Below are 16,356 nucleotides of genomic sequence, written 5' to 3' on the forward strand. Positions count from 1 at the left end.
ATGAAACCAGACCTGTCTTCCCTTTGGCAAGAATGCCTATTGCAGCTACAAGACCAAATTTCACTAACAGATTTTAGTACATGGCTACGTCCATTACAGGCAGATTTTAATGTACCAAATATGATCGTTTTGTATGCCTCAAATGTGTTCATTAAGCAAAAAGTGGATGAAAGTTATTTAGCACAATTAACCAAAGTTGCACAAGAGTTAAGTGGGCAGGCTGAGTTAGTCATTCAAGTTAAGGTTGGTGTCAAACCAGAAGTACGCCTCCCTCAAATCGAAAATAAAAAAATTGAAGTCAATAAAAATGAAAAACCACAGATGGTAATTCGTTCTTATTTAAATCCTAAGCATTTATTTGAAAATTTTGTTGAAGGTAAGTCAAATCAATTAGCACGTGCTGTTGCACAAAAAGTAGCAGAAATGCCAGGTGAGCAAAGCTCGAATCCACTATTTTTGTATGGTGGAACGGGTTTGGGTAAAACACATTTATTGCACGCAATTGGTAATGGTATTTTGTTACGCAATCCTAATGCCCGTGTACTTTATATTCACGCTAATAATTTTATGCAACAAATGGTTAATGCAGTACGTGATAACAAGATGGATGAATTTAAAAAATTCTATCGCTCTTTAGATGCATTATTAGTTGATGATATTCAATTTTTTGCAGAGAAAGAAAAAACACAAGAAGAGTTTTTTCATATTTTCAATAGCTTATTTGATACAGGTCGCCAAATTATTTTAACTTCAGATCGTTATCCAAAAGAAATTGAAAAGTTAGAGGAACGTTTAAAATCTCGTTTTGGTTGGGGGTTAACAACAGCAATTGAACCACCAGAATTAGAAACTCGCGTTGCTATTTTGCTGAAAAAAGCAGAAGAAAAAAATATTTATTTACCAGAAGAAGTTGCATTTTTCATCGGACAAAAATTACGTACTAACGTACGTGATTTAGAAGGTGCATTAAATCGCGTCAGTGCTAATGCAGAATTTATGGGGGCACCAATTACGATTGATTTTGTTCGAGAAACCTTAAAAGATATGTTGGCATTACAAGATAAACTTGTGACAGTTGAAAATATTCAAAAAGTAGTGGCAGAATATTATCGAATTAAAGTATCTGACTTAAAAGGGAAAAGTCGTTCTCGTTCTATTGCCAGACCAAGACAATTAGCCATGGCATTATCGAAAGAGTTAACAAATCGCAGCTTGCCAGAAATTGGTAAGAGTTTTGGTGATAAAGATCATACAACAGTATTGCATGCTTGCCGAAAAATTGCCGAATTAAGGGAACAAGAACATTCTTTACAAGAAGATTGGTCAAATTTAATCCGCACACTATCTGTGTAAAAAGGGGAAAATATGCAGTTTATTGTTTCAAGAGAAAACCTATTAAAACCATTGCAACAAGTTTGTGGCGTATTGAGTAGTCGTCCAAATATTCCCGTATTAAATAATGTATTGTTGCAGATTCATACTGATCATTTAGTGATTACTGGTACTGATTTAGAAGTTGAGCTTTCAACGCAAACTGAGTTATTAAGCTCATCTCAGCAAGGTAGCTTTACTATTCCAGCCAAGAAGTTTTTAGATATATGTCGTAGTTTACCAGAAGGGGCAGAAATTTCGGTTAGTTTTGAGGAAGATCGTGCAATTATAAAATCTGAGCGGAGTAAATTTAATCTTTCAACATTGCCAGCAGAAGAGTATCCGAATTTAACTGACTGGCAGTCTGAAGTGGATTTTACGATTGAACAAAGCACATTACGTCGTTTAATTGATGCGACTCAGTTTTCTATGGCAAATCAGGATGCACGTTATTTTTTAAATGGTATGAAGTTTGAAACAGAAGGGAACTTATTACGTACTGTTGCTACTGATGGGCATCGCTTAGCTGTTTGTACTATTGCTTTAGAGCAAGATTTGCAAAATCATTCTGTCATTGTACCGCGTAAAGGTGTATTGGAATTAGCGCGTTTACTTGAAAATACGGATTTGCCTGCTCGTTTACAAATTGGCACGAACAATTTACGTATTGAGCTAGGAAATATTATTTTTACTTCAAAGTTGATTGATGGTCGTTTCCCTGACTATCGTCGAGTTTTACCGCGTAATGCGACACGTATTTTAGAGGCGGATTGGAATGTGCTAAAACAGGCCTTTGTACGTGCAGCAATTTTATCGAATGAACGCTTTCGTAGTGTGCGTTTACAATTAAGTGAAAATCAACTTAAAATTACTGCCACTAACCCAGAACAAGAAGTAGCAGAAGAAGTCATTGACGTTTCTTATCGTGGTGAAGAAATGGAAGTCGGTTTTAATGTTAGTTATATTTTAGATGTACTTAATGCGTTGAAATGTAATCAAGTACGTATGCGTCTAACAGATGCGTCTTCAAGTTGCTTAATTGAAGACTGTGAAGATGCAAGTGCTGAATATGTCATTATGCCTATGCGTCTATAATTACGTTTCATGTCTTTATGGCTATTTCTCGCTTACTAATTGAAAACTTTAGAAATTTAACAGCCGTGGATCTTGAATTAGATCACGGCTTTAACTTTTTAGTTGGGAATAACGGTAGTGGGAAAACAAGTTTATTAGAAGCCATTTTCTACCTTGGGCATGGTCGTTCCTTTAAAAGTGCGGTTAGTAATCGTATCATTTCTTATGAACAACCACATTTTACTTTGCATGCAAAAATCCAAGAGCAGCAACATCAGTGGTCAGTTGGTTTACAAAAACAACGACAGGGTAATAGTGTCGTCAAGATTAATGGAGAGGATGGAAATAAGATTTCTGATCTTGCTCATTTATTACCTATGCAACTTATTACACCTGAGGGGTTGACGTTGTTAAATGGTGGTCCGAGTTACCGACGCGCTTTTCTAGATTGGGGATTATTTCATCATCATAATTATTTCCATCTTGCTTGGGTAAATTTAAGTCGCCTATTAAAACAACGTAATGCAGCATTACAGCAGGTAACAAGCTATTCTCAATTAGCGATTTGGGATACTGAGTTAGTCAAATTAGCTGCTCAGGTGAGTAAATGGCGAGCAGAATATGCAGAAGCGTTACGTCCAGAAATTGAGAAAACGTGTCAGTTATTTTTACCTGAACTGGAAATCAGTGTGAGCTTTCATCAAGGATGGGAAAAAGAACGAGATTATGCTGAATTACTTGTACAAAGTTTTGAACGTGATCGCGCTATCGGTTATACAGTATCAGGTCCTCAAAAAGCGGATTTTCGTTTTAAAGCGAATGGGTTACCTGTAGAAGATATTCTTTCTCGAGGTCAATTAAAATTACTTATGTGTGCGTTACGTTTAGCACAAGGCGAACATTTAATGAATCAGAAGCAACGCCATTGTATTTTTTTGATTGATGACTTTGCTTCTGAGTTAGATGAATATAAGCGTGCTTTATTAGCTGAGCGTTTGAAGAAAAGTGGTTCTCAAGTTTTTGTGACAGCAATTACGGAGTCTCAGTTAAAGCAGATGCAACCAAAACAGCATTACACCTTTAGTGTAAAAGATGGTTGCATTTTACCTATTTAAATTTTTATTTTTGGCTACATACTGCGATAAAGTGTAATTTATTTTTTGGATCATTAAATGTTTTAAACATACGTTTAAATTGTTCACGATTTTCCGATTTCAGTGCATTTTTAATAATTCTGAATGTACCTATTACACCTTCATCATAAATCAGTCCTGTTGGAGATAAAAGTGTCATTTCTCCTGAATAAGTATCTACATTACGAAATCCACATTGATTAAATAGTGATTTCCAATCTTCTTTTGTTAATGGGGCCACGCTGACATTAATGGCATTACGCATATCTTCTAAGATTTGTTGATGATTATCACCAACTAACATGACATCATGAGTTAATAAGAAACCCTTCGGTTTTAGTACACGTAAATATTCTTTAATTGCTTTTTGTTTTGCCTCAATAGGTAACATTGTTAACATAGCTTCATTAATTACAATATCGAAACTATTGTCTTCGAAAGGTAATTTCATTGCATTAGCGCGCTGTACATGGATTAAGTCTTGTAAGCCTTCATTAGTAATATTTTCGTGTGCTTTTGCTAGTGCATCTTCATCTAGATCAACCCCTTCAATATGACAGCCATATTGTTTAGCTAAACTAATAGCGGTAGTTGCCATATTACAAGCAACGTCTAATATTTTCTTATTGGCATTAAAGTCAGCGTTTGCAATTAGCCAGTCTGTAGCTTTACGACCACCAGGACGTAGACGTGTTTTTCCTAAACGTGCAAGAAAATTATGTCCAACTTCTTCTTTTCTCATTATTCACTCCTTAATTCATTACTTTTTAGATAGATTATCATCTTTAAATAGAAATAAGAATTATTATTAGAGTCTATAGCATAGATAAAAAAATACGGTCAAAATTGACCGCACTTTTATCCTCAAAACTTAGCGAGTACCGTAGACAACAATTGTTTTTCCGTGTGCGGAGATCAAATGTTGATCTTCTAACATTTTTAAGATTCGACCTACTGTTTCACGAGAGCAACCAACCATTTGTCCAATTTCTTGGCGAGTTATTTTTATTTGCATACCATCAGGGTGTGTCATTGCCTCAGGCATTTTTGCAAGATTTAATAATGTTTGAGCAATACGCCCCGTTACATCTAGAAATGCAAGATTACTGACTTGTCTTGATGTATTTTGTAAACGGCGAGCAAGCTGTGCAGATAAATGCATTAATATATCAGGGTTGACCTGAATTAATTGACGAAATTTTTTATAAGAAATTTCTGCAATTTCACATGGGCTTTTGGCTTTAATCCATGCAGAACGTAGTTGTCCTTCTTCAAATAGACCTGCTTCACCAAAAAAATCACCTTGGCTTAAGTAAGTCAAAATCATTTCTTTTCCATCTTCGTCTTTAACTAATACTGCCACTGAGCCTTTAATTAAATAATAAAGGGTTTCAGCTTTCTCACCTGCATGAATTAATGTACTTTTAGAAGGGTATTTATGAATATGACAGTGAGAGAGAAACCATTCTAATGTCGGATCTATAGATTGGTTAGCTTGCATTTGTTCTTGCACGGAAGACCTCCATAAACTAATTTTGTTTGCGACAAAGTAGAATTATTTGAGCAAGTCCATTTTGTCTTTTATATCAATTGACTCGTGCAGTTCAGACCAGACTATCACGACATTACCTTGTTGAATTTGATAAATTAAATTTTGTTTTTTTTGTTGTAAAGAAAGTTCTTGTGAACCGTAGTCCGTGCCTTCTCGTAAAATAAAGCTCTCAACAATATTATTGAGTGTTTCTTCATCTAATTCTTGCCAAGGAATAATCATATTCTTACCTAAATTTACATTTTATGCAAATAACGTTTCAATTAATCGCCATTGTTGTTCAAAACTCTGAGTTGGTGAATGACGGAAATTAGAGCGAACATAACGCATAAAATGCCCTTCACAAAAGCTCACTAGATGTGAAGCAATGACTCGTTCGTCGTAATAGAAACCTTTTCCCTCTCGTAATTTTCGCATTTGCAAAATATTCACAAATTGAAGTTCTAGACGATCAAAAAATTGTGCAACGCGGGCTTGTAACTGGGGTTCTTCAAACATCAATGCGTGCCCAGTTAAAACTCGCGTTAATCCTGGATTTTTACGTGCAAAATCCAAAATCATTTGTAGAATATTGTGAATACGTGTTGCAGTATTCGTTTCATTTTTGACAGATTGAGTAATACGAGTGAATAAATGATTTTCTAAGTTATCAATCAGTGCTTCAAACATCTTCGTTTTGCTTGGATAGTAGCGATATAGTGCTGCCTCTGAAACACCAACTTCTTCTGCTATTCGTGCTGTTGTCATACGCTCCATTCCACGTTCTGAATGTAGCATATGAGTAAGAACAGTAAGAACTTGCTGGCGTCTCTCTTTTAGACTACGTTTGGCTAGTTTTTCCATGAGTTATTTTTTACCTGAATGACCAAAACCACCTTCACCACGATCAGTTTGTGTAAATTCGTTAACAAGATTAAATTCAGCTTGAACAACGGGCACGAAAACTAATTGTGCAATGCGATCACCTACTTCAATTTTAAAAGGATCATTACTGCGATTCCATAACGAAACCATCAATGGACCTTGGTAATCAGAATCAATTAAACCAACTAAATTACCAAGTACAATGCCATGTTTATGCCCTAATCCTGAGCGAGGGAGAATCACTGCTGCAAGGTTAGGATCTGCAATATAAATCGATAATCCAGTTGGAATTAATACAGTTTGTCCTGCTGCGACTGTGATGGATTCATTAATTAATGCCCTTAAGTCAAGACCTGCTGAGCCTGTTGTTGCATATGTTGGTAAAGGGAACTCAGTACCGATACGTTGATCGAGAATTTTAACATCAATTTTTTTCATTCTTTTTCCTATTTTTAAAAAACATGATACTTTCTATTTTATGTTGAAATGAACGTTTCACAGAGCGACTGACTAATTTCATTATATTGGCTCATTATTACGCACTGATCATGAAATTTTAACCATTTAACTTGTTCAGCAGCGTATCAGATGTTGAACACTCATGGTGAAATGTATCATGGTGTTGATTTAAAACGAGTAATGATTTCATTAACTAGTTGTTTAGCTAGGTCGTTTTTATTAGTTAAAGGCAACCTTTTATTGCCTTGTGACCAAAATAAGTGCAAACGATTTTGCTCTTGACCAAATACTTGGCCTCCCGATACATCATTGGCGCAGATCATATCGAGTTTTTTACGTTGCAATTTATCTTGAGCATATTTTTCTATGTGTTCCGTTTCCGCAGCAAAACCAACAGTAAACGGACGATTTGCTGTCAAATGTCCTACATCAGCAATAATATCTGGGTTTTTGATGAGTTTTAAACTAATTTCATCACCTGATTTTTTAATTTTTTGTTGAGCAACTTCAGCGACACGATAATCTGCTACAGCAGCACAACCAATAAAAATTTGATGTTCTATTGCACATTGCAGTGCTTGTTGGTGCATTTCTTCGGCAGATATCACATTAATTCGCTTAACATTCGGTGGTGTAATCAGATTCACTGGACCTGTAATTAAAGTGACTTTTGCTCCTCGTTCTACGAAGGCTTGTGCAATAGCAAAACCCATTTTTCCAGAGCTATGATTGCTTATATAACGGACAGGATCGATTGCTTCTCGTGTTGGTCCTGCTGTAATCGCAACAGATAAGTAAGTAAGATCTTGTTGTTGGTCAAAAAGCTTACTGAGTGCTTCATAAATTTCTTGTGGTTCAGACATACGCCCAACGCCGATATCACCACAAGCTTGTTCCCCATTATTAGGACCAATAAAAGCCATGCCTCGAGCAGAAAGAGCAGCTAGATTTTGCTGTGTTATAGTTTGAGCAAACATTTGTTGATTCATTGCTGGTGCGATTAAAATGGGAGCTTTTGTCGCCAAACAAAGAGTAGAAAGTAAGTCATTTGCCATACCTACTGTTAAACGAGCAAGAAAATCAGCGCTTGCAGGTGCAATCACAACAGCCTGAGCCCATTTGGCTAATTCAATATGCCCCATAGCAAGCTCGGCTTGTGGGTCTAATAAAGATTGTGATACTGCATTACCTGAAATCGCTTGTAATGTAAGTGGCGTAACGAATTCAGTTGCAGCGGGTGTGACAACAACCCGCACTTCAGCATTGTTTTTACGTAATAAACGAATTAACTCTATGGATTTGTAAGCCGCAATACCGCCAGTAATTCCGACGACAATGCGTTTTGCTTGGAGTTGTTGCATTATGAATCCTTATGCTGAATTATTGTTCAAACTAATTGAAGCTTTATTTTACTGTAATTTGTTTGAAGAAAGAATTGTATTTTTGCGATCCTTATTACAAAACGTGGTTGTATGAGTGTTTTGTTAAAAAGCGGCTTGTTAGTTTTTTCATTTGTTCTATTAATTTAAGAAGAGCGAATAAGTATGATGAGCGATCAAACAAAGTTAATGCCACGTGAAAAATTATTGCAATTCGGAGCAAGTACACTTAGTGATGAAGAGCTTTTAGCTATTTTTTTACGAACAGGGATAAAGGGGTGTCCTGTAATGCGTTTATCAGAGCAAGTGTTACAGTATTTTGGCTCATTACGAGGCCTTATTTCAGCGACACAAAAAAATTTTTGTGCAGTAAAAGGAATTGGAATTACTCAATTTATTCAGTTACAGGCTTGTACTGAAATGACCAAACGTTATTTATTAGAAGAGTTAGAGCTAACACATGCATTTGGGAGTTCAGAAAATGTGAGATTTTATTTACAAACAGTTTTAGAAAGCAAGGAAAGAGAAATTTTTTTAGTACTATTTTTAGATAACCAACATCGTCTAATTAAACAAGAAGAGATGTTCTTAGGTACAATTAATACAGCTTCAGTTTATCCACGAGAAATTATTAAAAGTGCGTTGTATTGTAATGCTGCCGCATTAATCTTGGCACATAATCATCCATCTGGAAATGCAGAGCCTAGCATGTCAGATAAAAGAATTACTCAAAGAATACAAAGTGCGGCGGAATTAGTTGAAATTCGTGTTTTAGATCATTTTGTGATAGGTAAAGGTAATTACTATTCTTTTGCAGAAAATGGGTTGATATAGCTTTTCTTATTATGATTTGATTCTTCATCTAAAATTTTCACATTTATTTAGAGTAAATCTCGTCTTTAGGCTTGAGAATAAAACATAAAGTGAGTATAATTCACCACCTTTAATATAGTATGCGGGTCGGTTACAGCGACCTGACGAGGTAGCTATCAAAATTGAACCTATTAAGATTTAATACAATTTTGAAGTAATCCGAACCCTAAGCTCGAGCTTATATTTGATTTATTGGAGATTAATATGTCTAGAGTCTGTCAAGTAACAGGCAAGCGTCCAACTGTTGGTAACAACCGTTCGCACGCTATGAATGCGACTCGTCGTCGTTTTCTTCCAAATTTACATACTCACCGTTTTTGGGTTGAGAGTGAAAAACGTTTCGTAACTTTACGCTTAACTGCGAAAGGTATGCGTATTATTGATAAAAAAGGCATTGATGCAGTTTTAGCTGATATCCGTGCTCGTGGCGAGAAAATCTAAGGAGCTAAAAAATGGCAGCTAAAGGACCTCGTGAAAAAATCAAATTAGTTTCAACTGCTGAAACTGGTCATTTTTATACCACTACTAAAAATAAACGTAATATGCCAGAAAAAATGGAAATTAAAAAATACGATCCTGTAGTGCGTAAACACGTTATTTATAAAGAAGCTAAAATCAAATAATTTTAGTAGAATATAAAAGACCCGACAATGTTCGGGTTTTTTTATAACAAAAATTTAAGGATTGATCATGCCAGAATTGCCTGAAGTTGAAACGACCAAAAATGGTATTGCCCCTTATATTGAGGGATATATTATAGAAAAAGTCATTGTGCGCCAACCTAAACTACGTTGGATGGTAAGTCATGAATTGATGTCTATTGTTCAACAAAAAGTAGTGAATATTAGTCGTCGTGCGAAATATCTTATTCTTCATACCGAATGTGGTTACATTATTGGACATTTGGGTATGTCGGGATCTTTACGAGTCGTTGAACAGTCAGATGTCATTGATAAACATGATCATCTTGATATTGTAATGAATAATAGCAAAATTCTGCGTTATAACGATCCTCGTCGTTTCGGTGCATGGTTGTGGACAAATTCGTTAGATGATTTTCATCTATTTCAAAAGCTCGGACCAGAGCCTCTTTCTGAAATGTTTAATGCTGATTATTTGTGGCAAAAAAGTCGTAAAAAACAAACCGCACTTAAGGCTTTCCTGATGGACAATGCGATTGTTGTTGGTGTAGGCAATATTTATGCGAATGAAACATTATTTTTATGTGGGTTACATCCTAAGAAACATGCGGGTACTTTAACAAAAGTACAATGTAATCAACTTGTTGATATGATAAAAAAAGTACTTTCTACAGCCATTCAACAAGGCGGAACGACGTTGAAAGATTTTCTTCAACCTGATGGTCGTCCTGGTTATTTCGCTCAGGAGTTATTAGTTTATGGAAATAAAGATAAACCTTGCCCAAAATGTGCGACAAAAATTGAAAGCATCGTGATTGGACAACGGAATAGCTTCTATTGTCCAAAGTGTCAGAGTAATAAAAATTAATAGAGAGATGGTTCATTTCTATTATACTAATAATTGTAGTTGAAAGATTTAATTCATAATTTCTGTTAACTATATGTTTATATTAATAAAGAAATAGCCAGAAGCAACGCTTCTGGCTATTTCTTTATTAATATTTGGAAACTACTTAATCAAAGCAGTTAAATCATTAATTATTTCGTACTTGGGATATTGAAACGTTTGTTGAAGCGTTCTACACGACCACCAGTATCAACAACACGTTGTTTTCCTGTATAGAATGGGTGGCAATTGCCGCATACGTCTAGATTTAAATCTTTACCCACTGTTGAACGAGTTTTAATAACATTACCGCAAGAGCAAGTTGCAGTAATTTCTACATAATTAGGGTGAATACCTTGTTTCATTAGAAAACCTCAATTTGAAGCCACGCCGCTATCAAGTACATTGTCCGACACCGCGTGTAGTTAAAATTACGTCTTTAAATAAGACACTCTTTATCAGAGCGCAAATTCTACAAAAAAAATGTTAAGTATTCAAGGTAATTTAGCTTAAATAGACAAACAGCATAGCTGGTGCTATATTCCCTCCAAATACAGTTCGGACCTCAAACAGTCATAATTAATCATACTATGCATCTCATCCGTATCGCACTTGCTGTACCATTAGTACAGTTTTTTGATTATCTTTTACCTCCTCATATACATGCTGTGATTGGAGGGCGAGTTGTTGTACCTTTTGGGCATCAAAAGCGTATTGGTCTCGTTATAGACTTTCCAGAACAAACTGATATGGAAAGGTCTCAACTAAAATTAGTACTTGATGCCCTTGATAACGAGAGTCTTTTTCATAATGAAATGTGGCAATTGTTACATTGGTCAGCCTTATATTATCAGCATCCAATAGGTGATGTGTTGTTTCAAGCGTTACCAGTGAAACTACGTCGAGGAGAAAGTGCGATTGGAAAGAAACAAATTTTTTGGAAATTGACTGCGCTTGGTGAGAAAATTTTGTCTCAGGATGCAGAAAATAAAGCATTTAAACGCTCAGCTAAGCAATTAGAAGCATTGAATGCATTATCGATTTCACCTTTAGAAAAAAATCATCATGCGTTCAATCGTACTATTTTTTCTCGCCTGAAAGAAAAAGGTTATATTGAAGAAGTGGAAATGCCACCTTTAGTACGGTCTTGGCAGGAGCGTTTAGACGGATTGCCAATAGTAAAAGCAGAAAACCGTTTACATCTAAATCCTCAGCAAGCTCTTGCATTTAGCCAATTGATATTTAATGAAGGTTTTGCTGCATGGCTTTTAGATGGTGTAACAGGATCAGGTAAAACAGAAATCTATCTTCAATTTATCGAGGAAATATTAAAAAAGGGTAAGCAAGTATTAGTTCTTGTCCCTGAAATAGGACTAACACCTCAAACTGTGCAGCGTTTTGAAGCACGTTTTAATGTACTGATTGATGTGTTGCATTCCAATTTAAATGATTCGCAGCGCTTAAAAGTATGGCAAAGAGCCAAAACAGGTCAAAGTGCTATTGTCATTGGTACACGCTCTGCTTTATTTACACAATTTTCTGAGCTTGGTTTAATTGTGATTGATGAGGAGCATGATGTTTCTTTCAAGCAACAAGAGAGTTTTCGATATCATGCTCGAGATTTATCTGTGGTTTTAGCGAAACAATTAAATATTCCCGTGTTAATGGGGTCGGCAACACCGAGTTTAGAAAGTTTAAATAATGTTGCTAATGGTAAATACCGGCATTTAGTTTTACCAAAAAAAGCTGCGAATTCGACCGCACTTCGTCATTTTGTCATTGATTTAAGGCAACAACGATTACATCATGGTTTATCTGAAAGTCTGTTGATGAAGATGGCTCAGCATTTACAAAAAGGTAATCAAGTCTTATTGTTTTTAAATCGTCGTGGTTTTGCGCCTGTGTTGTTATGCCATGAATGTGGCTGGATTGCGCAGTGCAAACATTGTGAGAAGCCTTATACTTATCATCAACGTCAACGTGTATTACGTTGTCATCATTGCTCATCTCAAAAAGCGATTCCAATGCAGTGTGGAGATTGTGGATCGACACATTTAATGACGACTGGGTTAGGTACTGAACAGTTAGAGTTGGCTTTGAATAGTCATTTTCCACAGTATCAAGTGACACGCATTGATAGGGATAGTACTGCGCGAAAAGGGAAACTAGATGCCTATTTAGAAGATATTCATCAAGGCCGAAGTCAAATTTTAATTGGTACGCAAATGTTAGCAAAAGGTCATCATTTTCCCAATGTGACTTTGGTTGCTTTAGTGAATGTTGATAGTGCATTATTTTCTGTAGATTTTCGTGCAGAAGAGCGTTTAGCTCAACTTTATGTACAAGTTGCAGGGCGTGCAGGGCGTATGGAAAAGCAAGGAGAAGTAGTGCTGCAAACACATTATCCAGATCATCCTTTGTTACAGGCGTTATTGAAACAAGGTTATGACCAGTTTGCTCAACAGTCATTAATATTGCGTAAGAATATGGGATTGCCTCCTTTTGCTGCACAAGCTTTATTTAAAGCACAAAGTCGTCATGAGCAAGCGGCTGAAAAAGTTTTACAACAAATCGCCTATTATTTTGAGCAGTGGAATGAAATAGAAAAATCAGATTTAGCTATTTTAGGACCGATAGTGGCTCCCTTTAGTAAAAAAGCAGGGCAATATCGTTGGCAGTTATTATTACAGCATCCATCAAAGTTAGTGTTACAACGTGCATTATCGTCATTTCAGCATGCGAAACCAATTAAGTTTGGACAAGTACATTGTGTATTAGATGTTGATCCTCTTGATTTAACCTAACACAATTTGCCTTTGGTTTGAGTTAAACGTGTTTTTTCAGTAAAATTGAGGGGTTTTTTACACATTATATTTAGGAATAGGTTTTTTAGCGTGGCAAGACGAGATTATGCCCGTCGTGGCAGTAGAAAGAAAAGTCAAAAAGGGACAAATAAAATCACATTATTGTTGCTCATAAGCGTATTAATTGGTGGCTTTGTAGTTGCTTTGCTTGTAATGAAGGAAAATGCACCAGAAAAAGGTGTTGTTGTACCAAAAGTAGATAATACACAACCTAAAAGTGTGTTACCGAATCGACCAGAGGAAGTATGGAGTTATATCCAAGCATTAGAAACGCGTACTGTTCCAGTGAATGATGATCCAAAATCGTTAGACAAAAATATGCGTTTGACTGAAGAGCAAAAGAAAATCTTATTAGCAATGGAACAGGAACAAAAAGCAGCTGAACAGGCTCGTTTGAAACAACAAGAAGTTATGAAACAAACGGGAGAAGTTGAACCAAAACAAACCGCACTTTCAGTTCCTAAAGTAGTTGAATCGAAAGGAGAAGTAGGTAAAACAGTAAATAAACCAGCAACAGTAATCGAGGCAAAAAAATCAGAACCGATTAAAGAGGTGACTAAAACTGAGCCTGCAAAGAAAGTTGAGAAAACAGAAGTAGTAAATGTCACGTCTGTTGAGAAAAAATATGGTTTACAATGTGGCGCATTTAAAAATAAAACACAAGCCGAAAATTTACAAGCTCGTTTAACTATGCAAGGCTTAAATGTTCGTGTTAATTCAAGTGAACAATGGAATAGAGTGATTGTAGGGCCTATTGGCGATCGAGCATCAGCAGTAAAAGCTCAGGAAAAAGTCAAAACAATTACTCAATGTGTTGTTATTGGTATGTGATATGAGTAAAAAAAACGTGGGTAATTTACCCACGTTTTTTTGTTTTTCAGCTTGCGTAAAGATAAAAAATCCTTAAAATGAACGAACGTTCATTCAGCTAGTTGTCTGATTGTGACCCATCCTAATTTCCAATTTAATTTATTTGATATTTATTATGCGTCAATCTGATTTAGATATGACCGAGCATATTTTTATGGCGATAGATCAGCTCATGGCAAAAGATGGTCTGCATAATTTGTCAATGCATAAAATTGCAAAGGCAGCAAAGATTTCGCCTGGTACAATTTACATTTATTTTAAGTGTAAAGATGAGTTGCTAGAACAATTTGCTCGGCAAGTGTTTACACGTTTTCAGCGTGCGCTCGAAAAAAATTATGATGCGAGTCAGAATTTTTTTGAGCAGTATCGACAAATGTGGTGGAATGTTTGGCATTTTTTAGAGGAAAATCCAAATATATTATTAAATATGCACCAATATCAATCCTTACCAGGATTTGATCGAGTAATCAAAGAGTGGGATCGTAGTCATTGGACTCTATTCTGTGAGCGAGCTCAGCTCGCAGGAGAGCTATGTCATTTACCTACAAATATTTTATTTACTTTAGGATTAGATAGTGCAATTCAAATTGCATGGAAGAAAGTGTATTTTAAAGAATCGCTTTCAACAGAAATTCTTGAATCTGTTATTCGGCGCACATGGTGTGCAATGCAGAAATAATTTATATTTTGATATTTACGGAGTTTTTGTATGAGTGGATCTCAAGCAAACCAACCTAAACGTTCTCATTCCGTTATTATGAAAATAACGTTGGGACTTATCGTTCTTTTATTCATTGTTGTTATCGCTTTTAATGTGATTAAAAATAAAATGATCGAAAAAGCGATAGCTGGAATGGGGGAAAAAGCCTATCCCGTTACAGCAATAGAAATCCAGCCACAGCAATGGACACCTGTTATTGAAACAACTGGCTTAGTTCGTCCAAACCAAGGCGCGATGTTAAGTGCTCAGATCGCGGGAACAGTGAGTAAAGTACTTGTACAATCTGGTCAATCAGTTAAAAAAGGTGATATTTTAGTTATTTTGGATAGTTCTGTTGAACAAGCTAGCTTGAAAGCATCTCAAGCACAATTATCCTCAATTAAAGCAACTTATCAGCGTTATTTAAACTTGTATAAAACAAAAAGTGTTTCACAACAAGAACTTGATAACGCAAAATCAGCTTATGAAGCATTAGAAGCAAATATTGCAGCTTTAAAAGCGGGTATTGAACGTCGTCAAATTATTGCTCCTTTCGATGGTAAAGCAGGTATTGTAAAAGTTAATGTTGGCCAATATGTGAACCCAGGTATGGAAATTGTTCGTGTTGAAGATACAAGTAGTATGAAAATTGATTTTGCTTTATCACAAACACAATTAGAACATTTATATATTGGGCAAAAAGTGACTGCAACAGCAGATGCGAGAACTGGTGAAACATTCGCTGCTAAAATTACGGCTGTTGAGCCTGCAATTAGTTCATCAACTGGACTTATTGATGTACAAGCGACATTTGAGCCTGAAGATGGGAGAAAATTATTATCTGGCATGTTTACACGTTTACGCGTCGCATTACCTACGGAATATGATCAAGTAGTCGTGCCACAAGTCGCGGTGAGCTATAACATGTATGGTGAAATTGCATATGTATTAGTTCCGCTTTCTCAAGAAGAACGGGAAACATTAGCTAATCGTAAGGATTTTGATAGCAATAATTTAGATAAAGCTTATCGAGCGAAACAAATTACAGTTTTTACTAAAGATCGCCAGGGTGTTTATGCCCAATTGAAAGGGGATGAAGTTAAAGTTGGCGATAAAATTGTGACTGGAGGGCAACAAAACTTAAGTAATGGCAGTTTAGTACTCGTTGCTGATAAAACAGGTGTCGGCACAATGCAGCCTGCACAGAAAAATAACCTATAACGTGCAGTTAAAAATAGGAAAAACTTCATGAATTACGCTTTGTTATTAAAACAATTAGAACAAATTTTATCTTCTGAAACTTATTTGATTTCAAGAATGGCAAATACATCTGCATTTATTTATGAAAATATGCCTGATTTAAATTGGGTTGGCTTTTATATTGTAAAAGATGGTGTTTTAAAAGTAGGTCCATTTCAAGGAAAAGTAGCTTGTTCAGACATTAGCTTTGGCAACGGTGTCTGCGGTTATACATGGAAAATGGGAAAAACAACCGTTGTTGACGATGTTCATCAATTTGAAGGACATATAGCATGTGATAGTGCATCGCAGTCTGAAGTTGTTGTACCGATTTTCAAAAATGGTGAAATGATTGCTGAGTTAGATGTAGACTCACCTTGTTTAGCTCGTTTTTCTGCACAAGATGTTGAATTTTTAGAAAAATGCGCTTCACTTATTTGAGTTAAAAGTA

At 35.8% G+C, this 16,356-nt stretch carries 19 protein-coding genes; 12 read left to right on the plus strand and 7 right to left on the minus strand.

Features of this window, described 5'->3' with window-relative positions; genetic code table 11:
• The 3 genes from dnaA to recF are packed head-to-tail and all read left to right on the plus strand — an operon-like array spanning window position 1 to window position 3,560.
• Window positions 1-1,353 (plus strand): chromosomal replication initiator protein DnaA, encoded by a 1,353-nt coding sequence (gene dnaA / locus DYE19_RS00720; RefSeq protein WP_115322278.1) that lies wholly within the window; start codon window positions 1-3, stop codon window positions 1,351-1,353.
• 12 nt (window positions 1,354-1,365) lie between these two features.
• Window positions 1,366-2,466 (plus strand): DNA polymerase III subunit beta, encoded by a 1,101-nt coding sequence (gene dnaN / locus DYE19_RS00725; RefSeq protein WP_115322279.1) that lies wholly within the window; start codon window positions 1,366-1,368, stop codon window positions 2,464-2,466.
• A gap of 17 nt (window positions 2,467-2,483) precedes the next feature.
• The gene (gene recF / locus DYE19_RS00730) at window positions 2,484-3,560 is read left to right on the plus strand and encodes a DNA replication/repair protein RecF (protein WP_115322281.1); all 1,077 of its coding nucleotides are present in this window, start codon (window positions 2,484-2,486) and stop codon (window positions 3,558-3,560) included.
• Window positions 3,561-3,564: 4 nt separating this feature from the next.
• On the opposite strand, the gene DYE19_RS00735 is transcribed toward recF, so the two are convergent.
• The 6 genes from DYE19_RS00735 to coaBC all read right to left on the minus strand — a co-directional run bounded on the left by DYE19_RS00735 (window position 3,565) and on the right by coaBC (window position 7,814).
• Window positions 3,565-4,320, minus strand: a complete 756-nt coding sequence (locus DYE19_RS00735) for a class I SAM-dependent methyltransferase (protein ID WP_049214589.1) — start codon at window positions 4,318-4,320, stop codon at window positions 3,565-3,567.
• A gap of 129 nt (window positions 4,321-4,449) precedes the next feature.
• Window positions 4,450-5,091, minus strand: a complete 642-nt coding sequence (gene crp, locus DYE19_RS00740; RefSeq protein WP_049214588.1) for a cAMP-activated global transcriptional regulator CRP — start codon at window positions 5,089-5,091, stop codon at window positions 4,450-4,452.
• Window positions 5,092-5,133: 42 nt separating this feature from the next.
• Entirely contained in the window at window positions 5,134-5,352 is a 219-nt protein-coding gene (locus tag DYE19_RS00745) for a YheU family protein (RefSeq protein WP_049214587.1), read from the minus strand.
• Window positions 5,353-5,373: 21 nt separating this feature from the next.
• On the minus strand, window positions 5,374-5,973 hold the full coding sequence (gene slmA, locus DYE19_RS00750) for a nucleoid occlusion factor SlmA (RefSeq protein ID WP_115322282.1): 600 nt from the start codon (window positions 5,971-5,973) through the stop codon (window positions 5,374-5,376).
• A gap of 3 nt (window positions 5,974-5,976) precedes the next feature.
• Entirely contained in the window at window positions 5,977-6,432 is a 456-nt protein-coding gene (dut, locus tag DYE19_RS00755; protein WP_049214585.1) for a dUTP diphosphatase, read from the minus strand.
• 176 nt (window positions 6,433-6,608) lie between these two features.
• Window positions 6,609-7,814 carry a bifunctional phosphopantothenoylcysteine decarboxylase/phosphopantothenate--cysteine ligase CoaBC gene (coaBC, locus tag DYE19_RS00760; protein WP_049214584.1) on the minus strand — a complete coding sequence of 402 codons (1,206 nt, stop codon included), beginning with the start codon at window positions 7,812-7,814 and terminating at the stop codon, window positions 6,609-6,611.
• A gap of 186 nt (window positions 7,815-8,000) precedes the next feature.
• On the opposite strand from coaBC, the gene radC reads away from it, so the two are divergent.
• The 4 genes from radC to mutM all read left to right on the plus strand — a co-directional run bounded on the left by radC (window position 8,001) and on the right by mutM (window position 10,214).
• Complete coding sequence (gene radC, locus DYE19_RS00765) at window positions 8,001-8,666, plus strand: RadC family protein (RefSeq protein ID WP_115323560.1); 666 nt, start codon at window positions 8,001-8,003, stop codon at window positions 8,664-8,666.
• Between the two features lie 243 nt (window positions 8,667-8,909).
• Window positions 8,910-9,146, plus strand: a complete 237-nt coding sequence (gene rpmB, locus DYE19_RS00770) for a 50S ribosomal protein L28 (protein WP_046339539.1) — start codon at window positions 8,910-8,912, stop codon at window positions 9,144-9,146.
• Window positions 9,147-9,157: 11 nt separating this feature from the next.
• On the plus strand, window positions 9,158-9,328 hold the full coding sequence (gene rpmG, locus DYE19_RS00775) for a 50S ribosomal protein L33 (RefSeq protein WP_049214582.1): 171 nt from the start codon (window positions 9,158-9,160) through the stop codon (window positions 9,326-9,328).
• Window positions 9,329-9,395: 67 nt separating this feature from the next.
• The gene (mutM, locus tag DYE19_RS00780; RefSeq protein WP_115322283.1) at window positions 9,396-10,214 is read left to right on the plus strand and encodes a bifunctional DNA-formamidopyrimidine glycosylase/DNA-(apurinic or apyrimidinic site) lyase; all 819 of its coding nucleotides are present in this window, start codon (window positions 9,396-9,398) and stop codon (window positions 10,212-10,214) included.
• A gap of 170 nt (window positions 10,215-10,384) precedes the next feature.
• On the opposite strand, the gene rpmE is transcribed toward mutM, so the two are convergent.
• Window positions 10,385-10,597, minus strand: a complete 213-nt coding sequence (gene rpmE, locus DYE19_RS00785) for a 50S ribosomal protein L31 (protein ID WP_049214580.1) — start codon at window positions 10,595-10,597, stop codon at window positions 10,385-10,387.
• Between the two features lie 225 nt (window positions 10,598-10,822).
• Between rpmE and priA the strand changes: the two genes are divergently transcribed.
• The 5 genes from priA to DYE19_RS00810 all read left to right on the plus strand — a co-directional run bounded on the left by priA (window position 10,823) and on the right by DYE19_RS00810 (window position 16,346).
• Entirely contained in the window at window positions 10,823-13,036 is a 2,214-nt protein-coding gene (gene priA, locus DYE19_RS00790; protein ID WP_115322284.1) for a primosomal protein N', read from the plus strand.
• Window positions 13,037-13,126: 90 nt separating this feature from the next.
• The gene (gene ftsN, locus DYE19_RS00795) at window positions 13,127-13,927 is read left to right on the plus strand and encodes a cell division protein FtsN (protein WP_115322285.1); all 801 of its coding nucleotides are present in this window, start codon (window positions 13,127-13,129) and stop codon (window positions 13,925-13,927) included.
• A gap of 154 nt (window positions 13,928-14,081) precedes the next feature.
• Window positions 14,082-14,645, plus strand: coding sequence for a TetR/AcrR family transcriptional regulator (locus tag DYE19_RS00800; protein ID WP_115322286.1), 564 nt, complete (start codon window positions 14,082-14,084; stop codon window positions 14,643-14,645).
• Window positions 14,646-14,675: 30 nt separating this feature from the next.
• A complete protein-coding gene (acrA, locus tag DYE19_RS00805) occupies window positions 14,676-15,887 on the plus strand; it encodes a multidrug efflux RND transporter periplasmic adaptor subunit AcrA (protein ID WP_115322287.1) in 1,212 nt (403 codons plus the stop codon).
• Between the two features lie 27 nt (window positions 15,888-15,914).
• Window positions 15,915-16,346 (plus strand): GAF domain-containing protein, encoded by a 432-nt coding sequence (locus tag DYE19_RS00810; protein ID WP_049214576.1) that lies wholly within the window; start codon window positions 15,915-15,917, stop codon window positions 16,344-16,346.
• Window positions 16,347-16,356 lie beyond the last annotated feature (10 nt).

The organism is Pasteurella canis (assembly GCF_900454865.1).
Lineage (GTDB): Bacteria > Pseudomonadota > Gammaproteobacteria > Enterobacterales > Pasteurellaceae > Pasteurella > Pasteurella canis.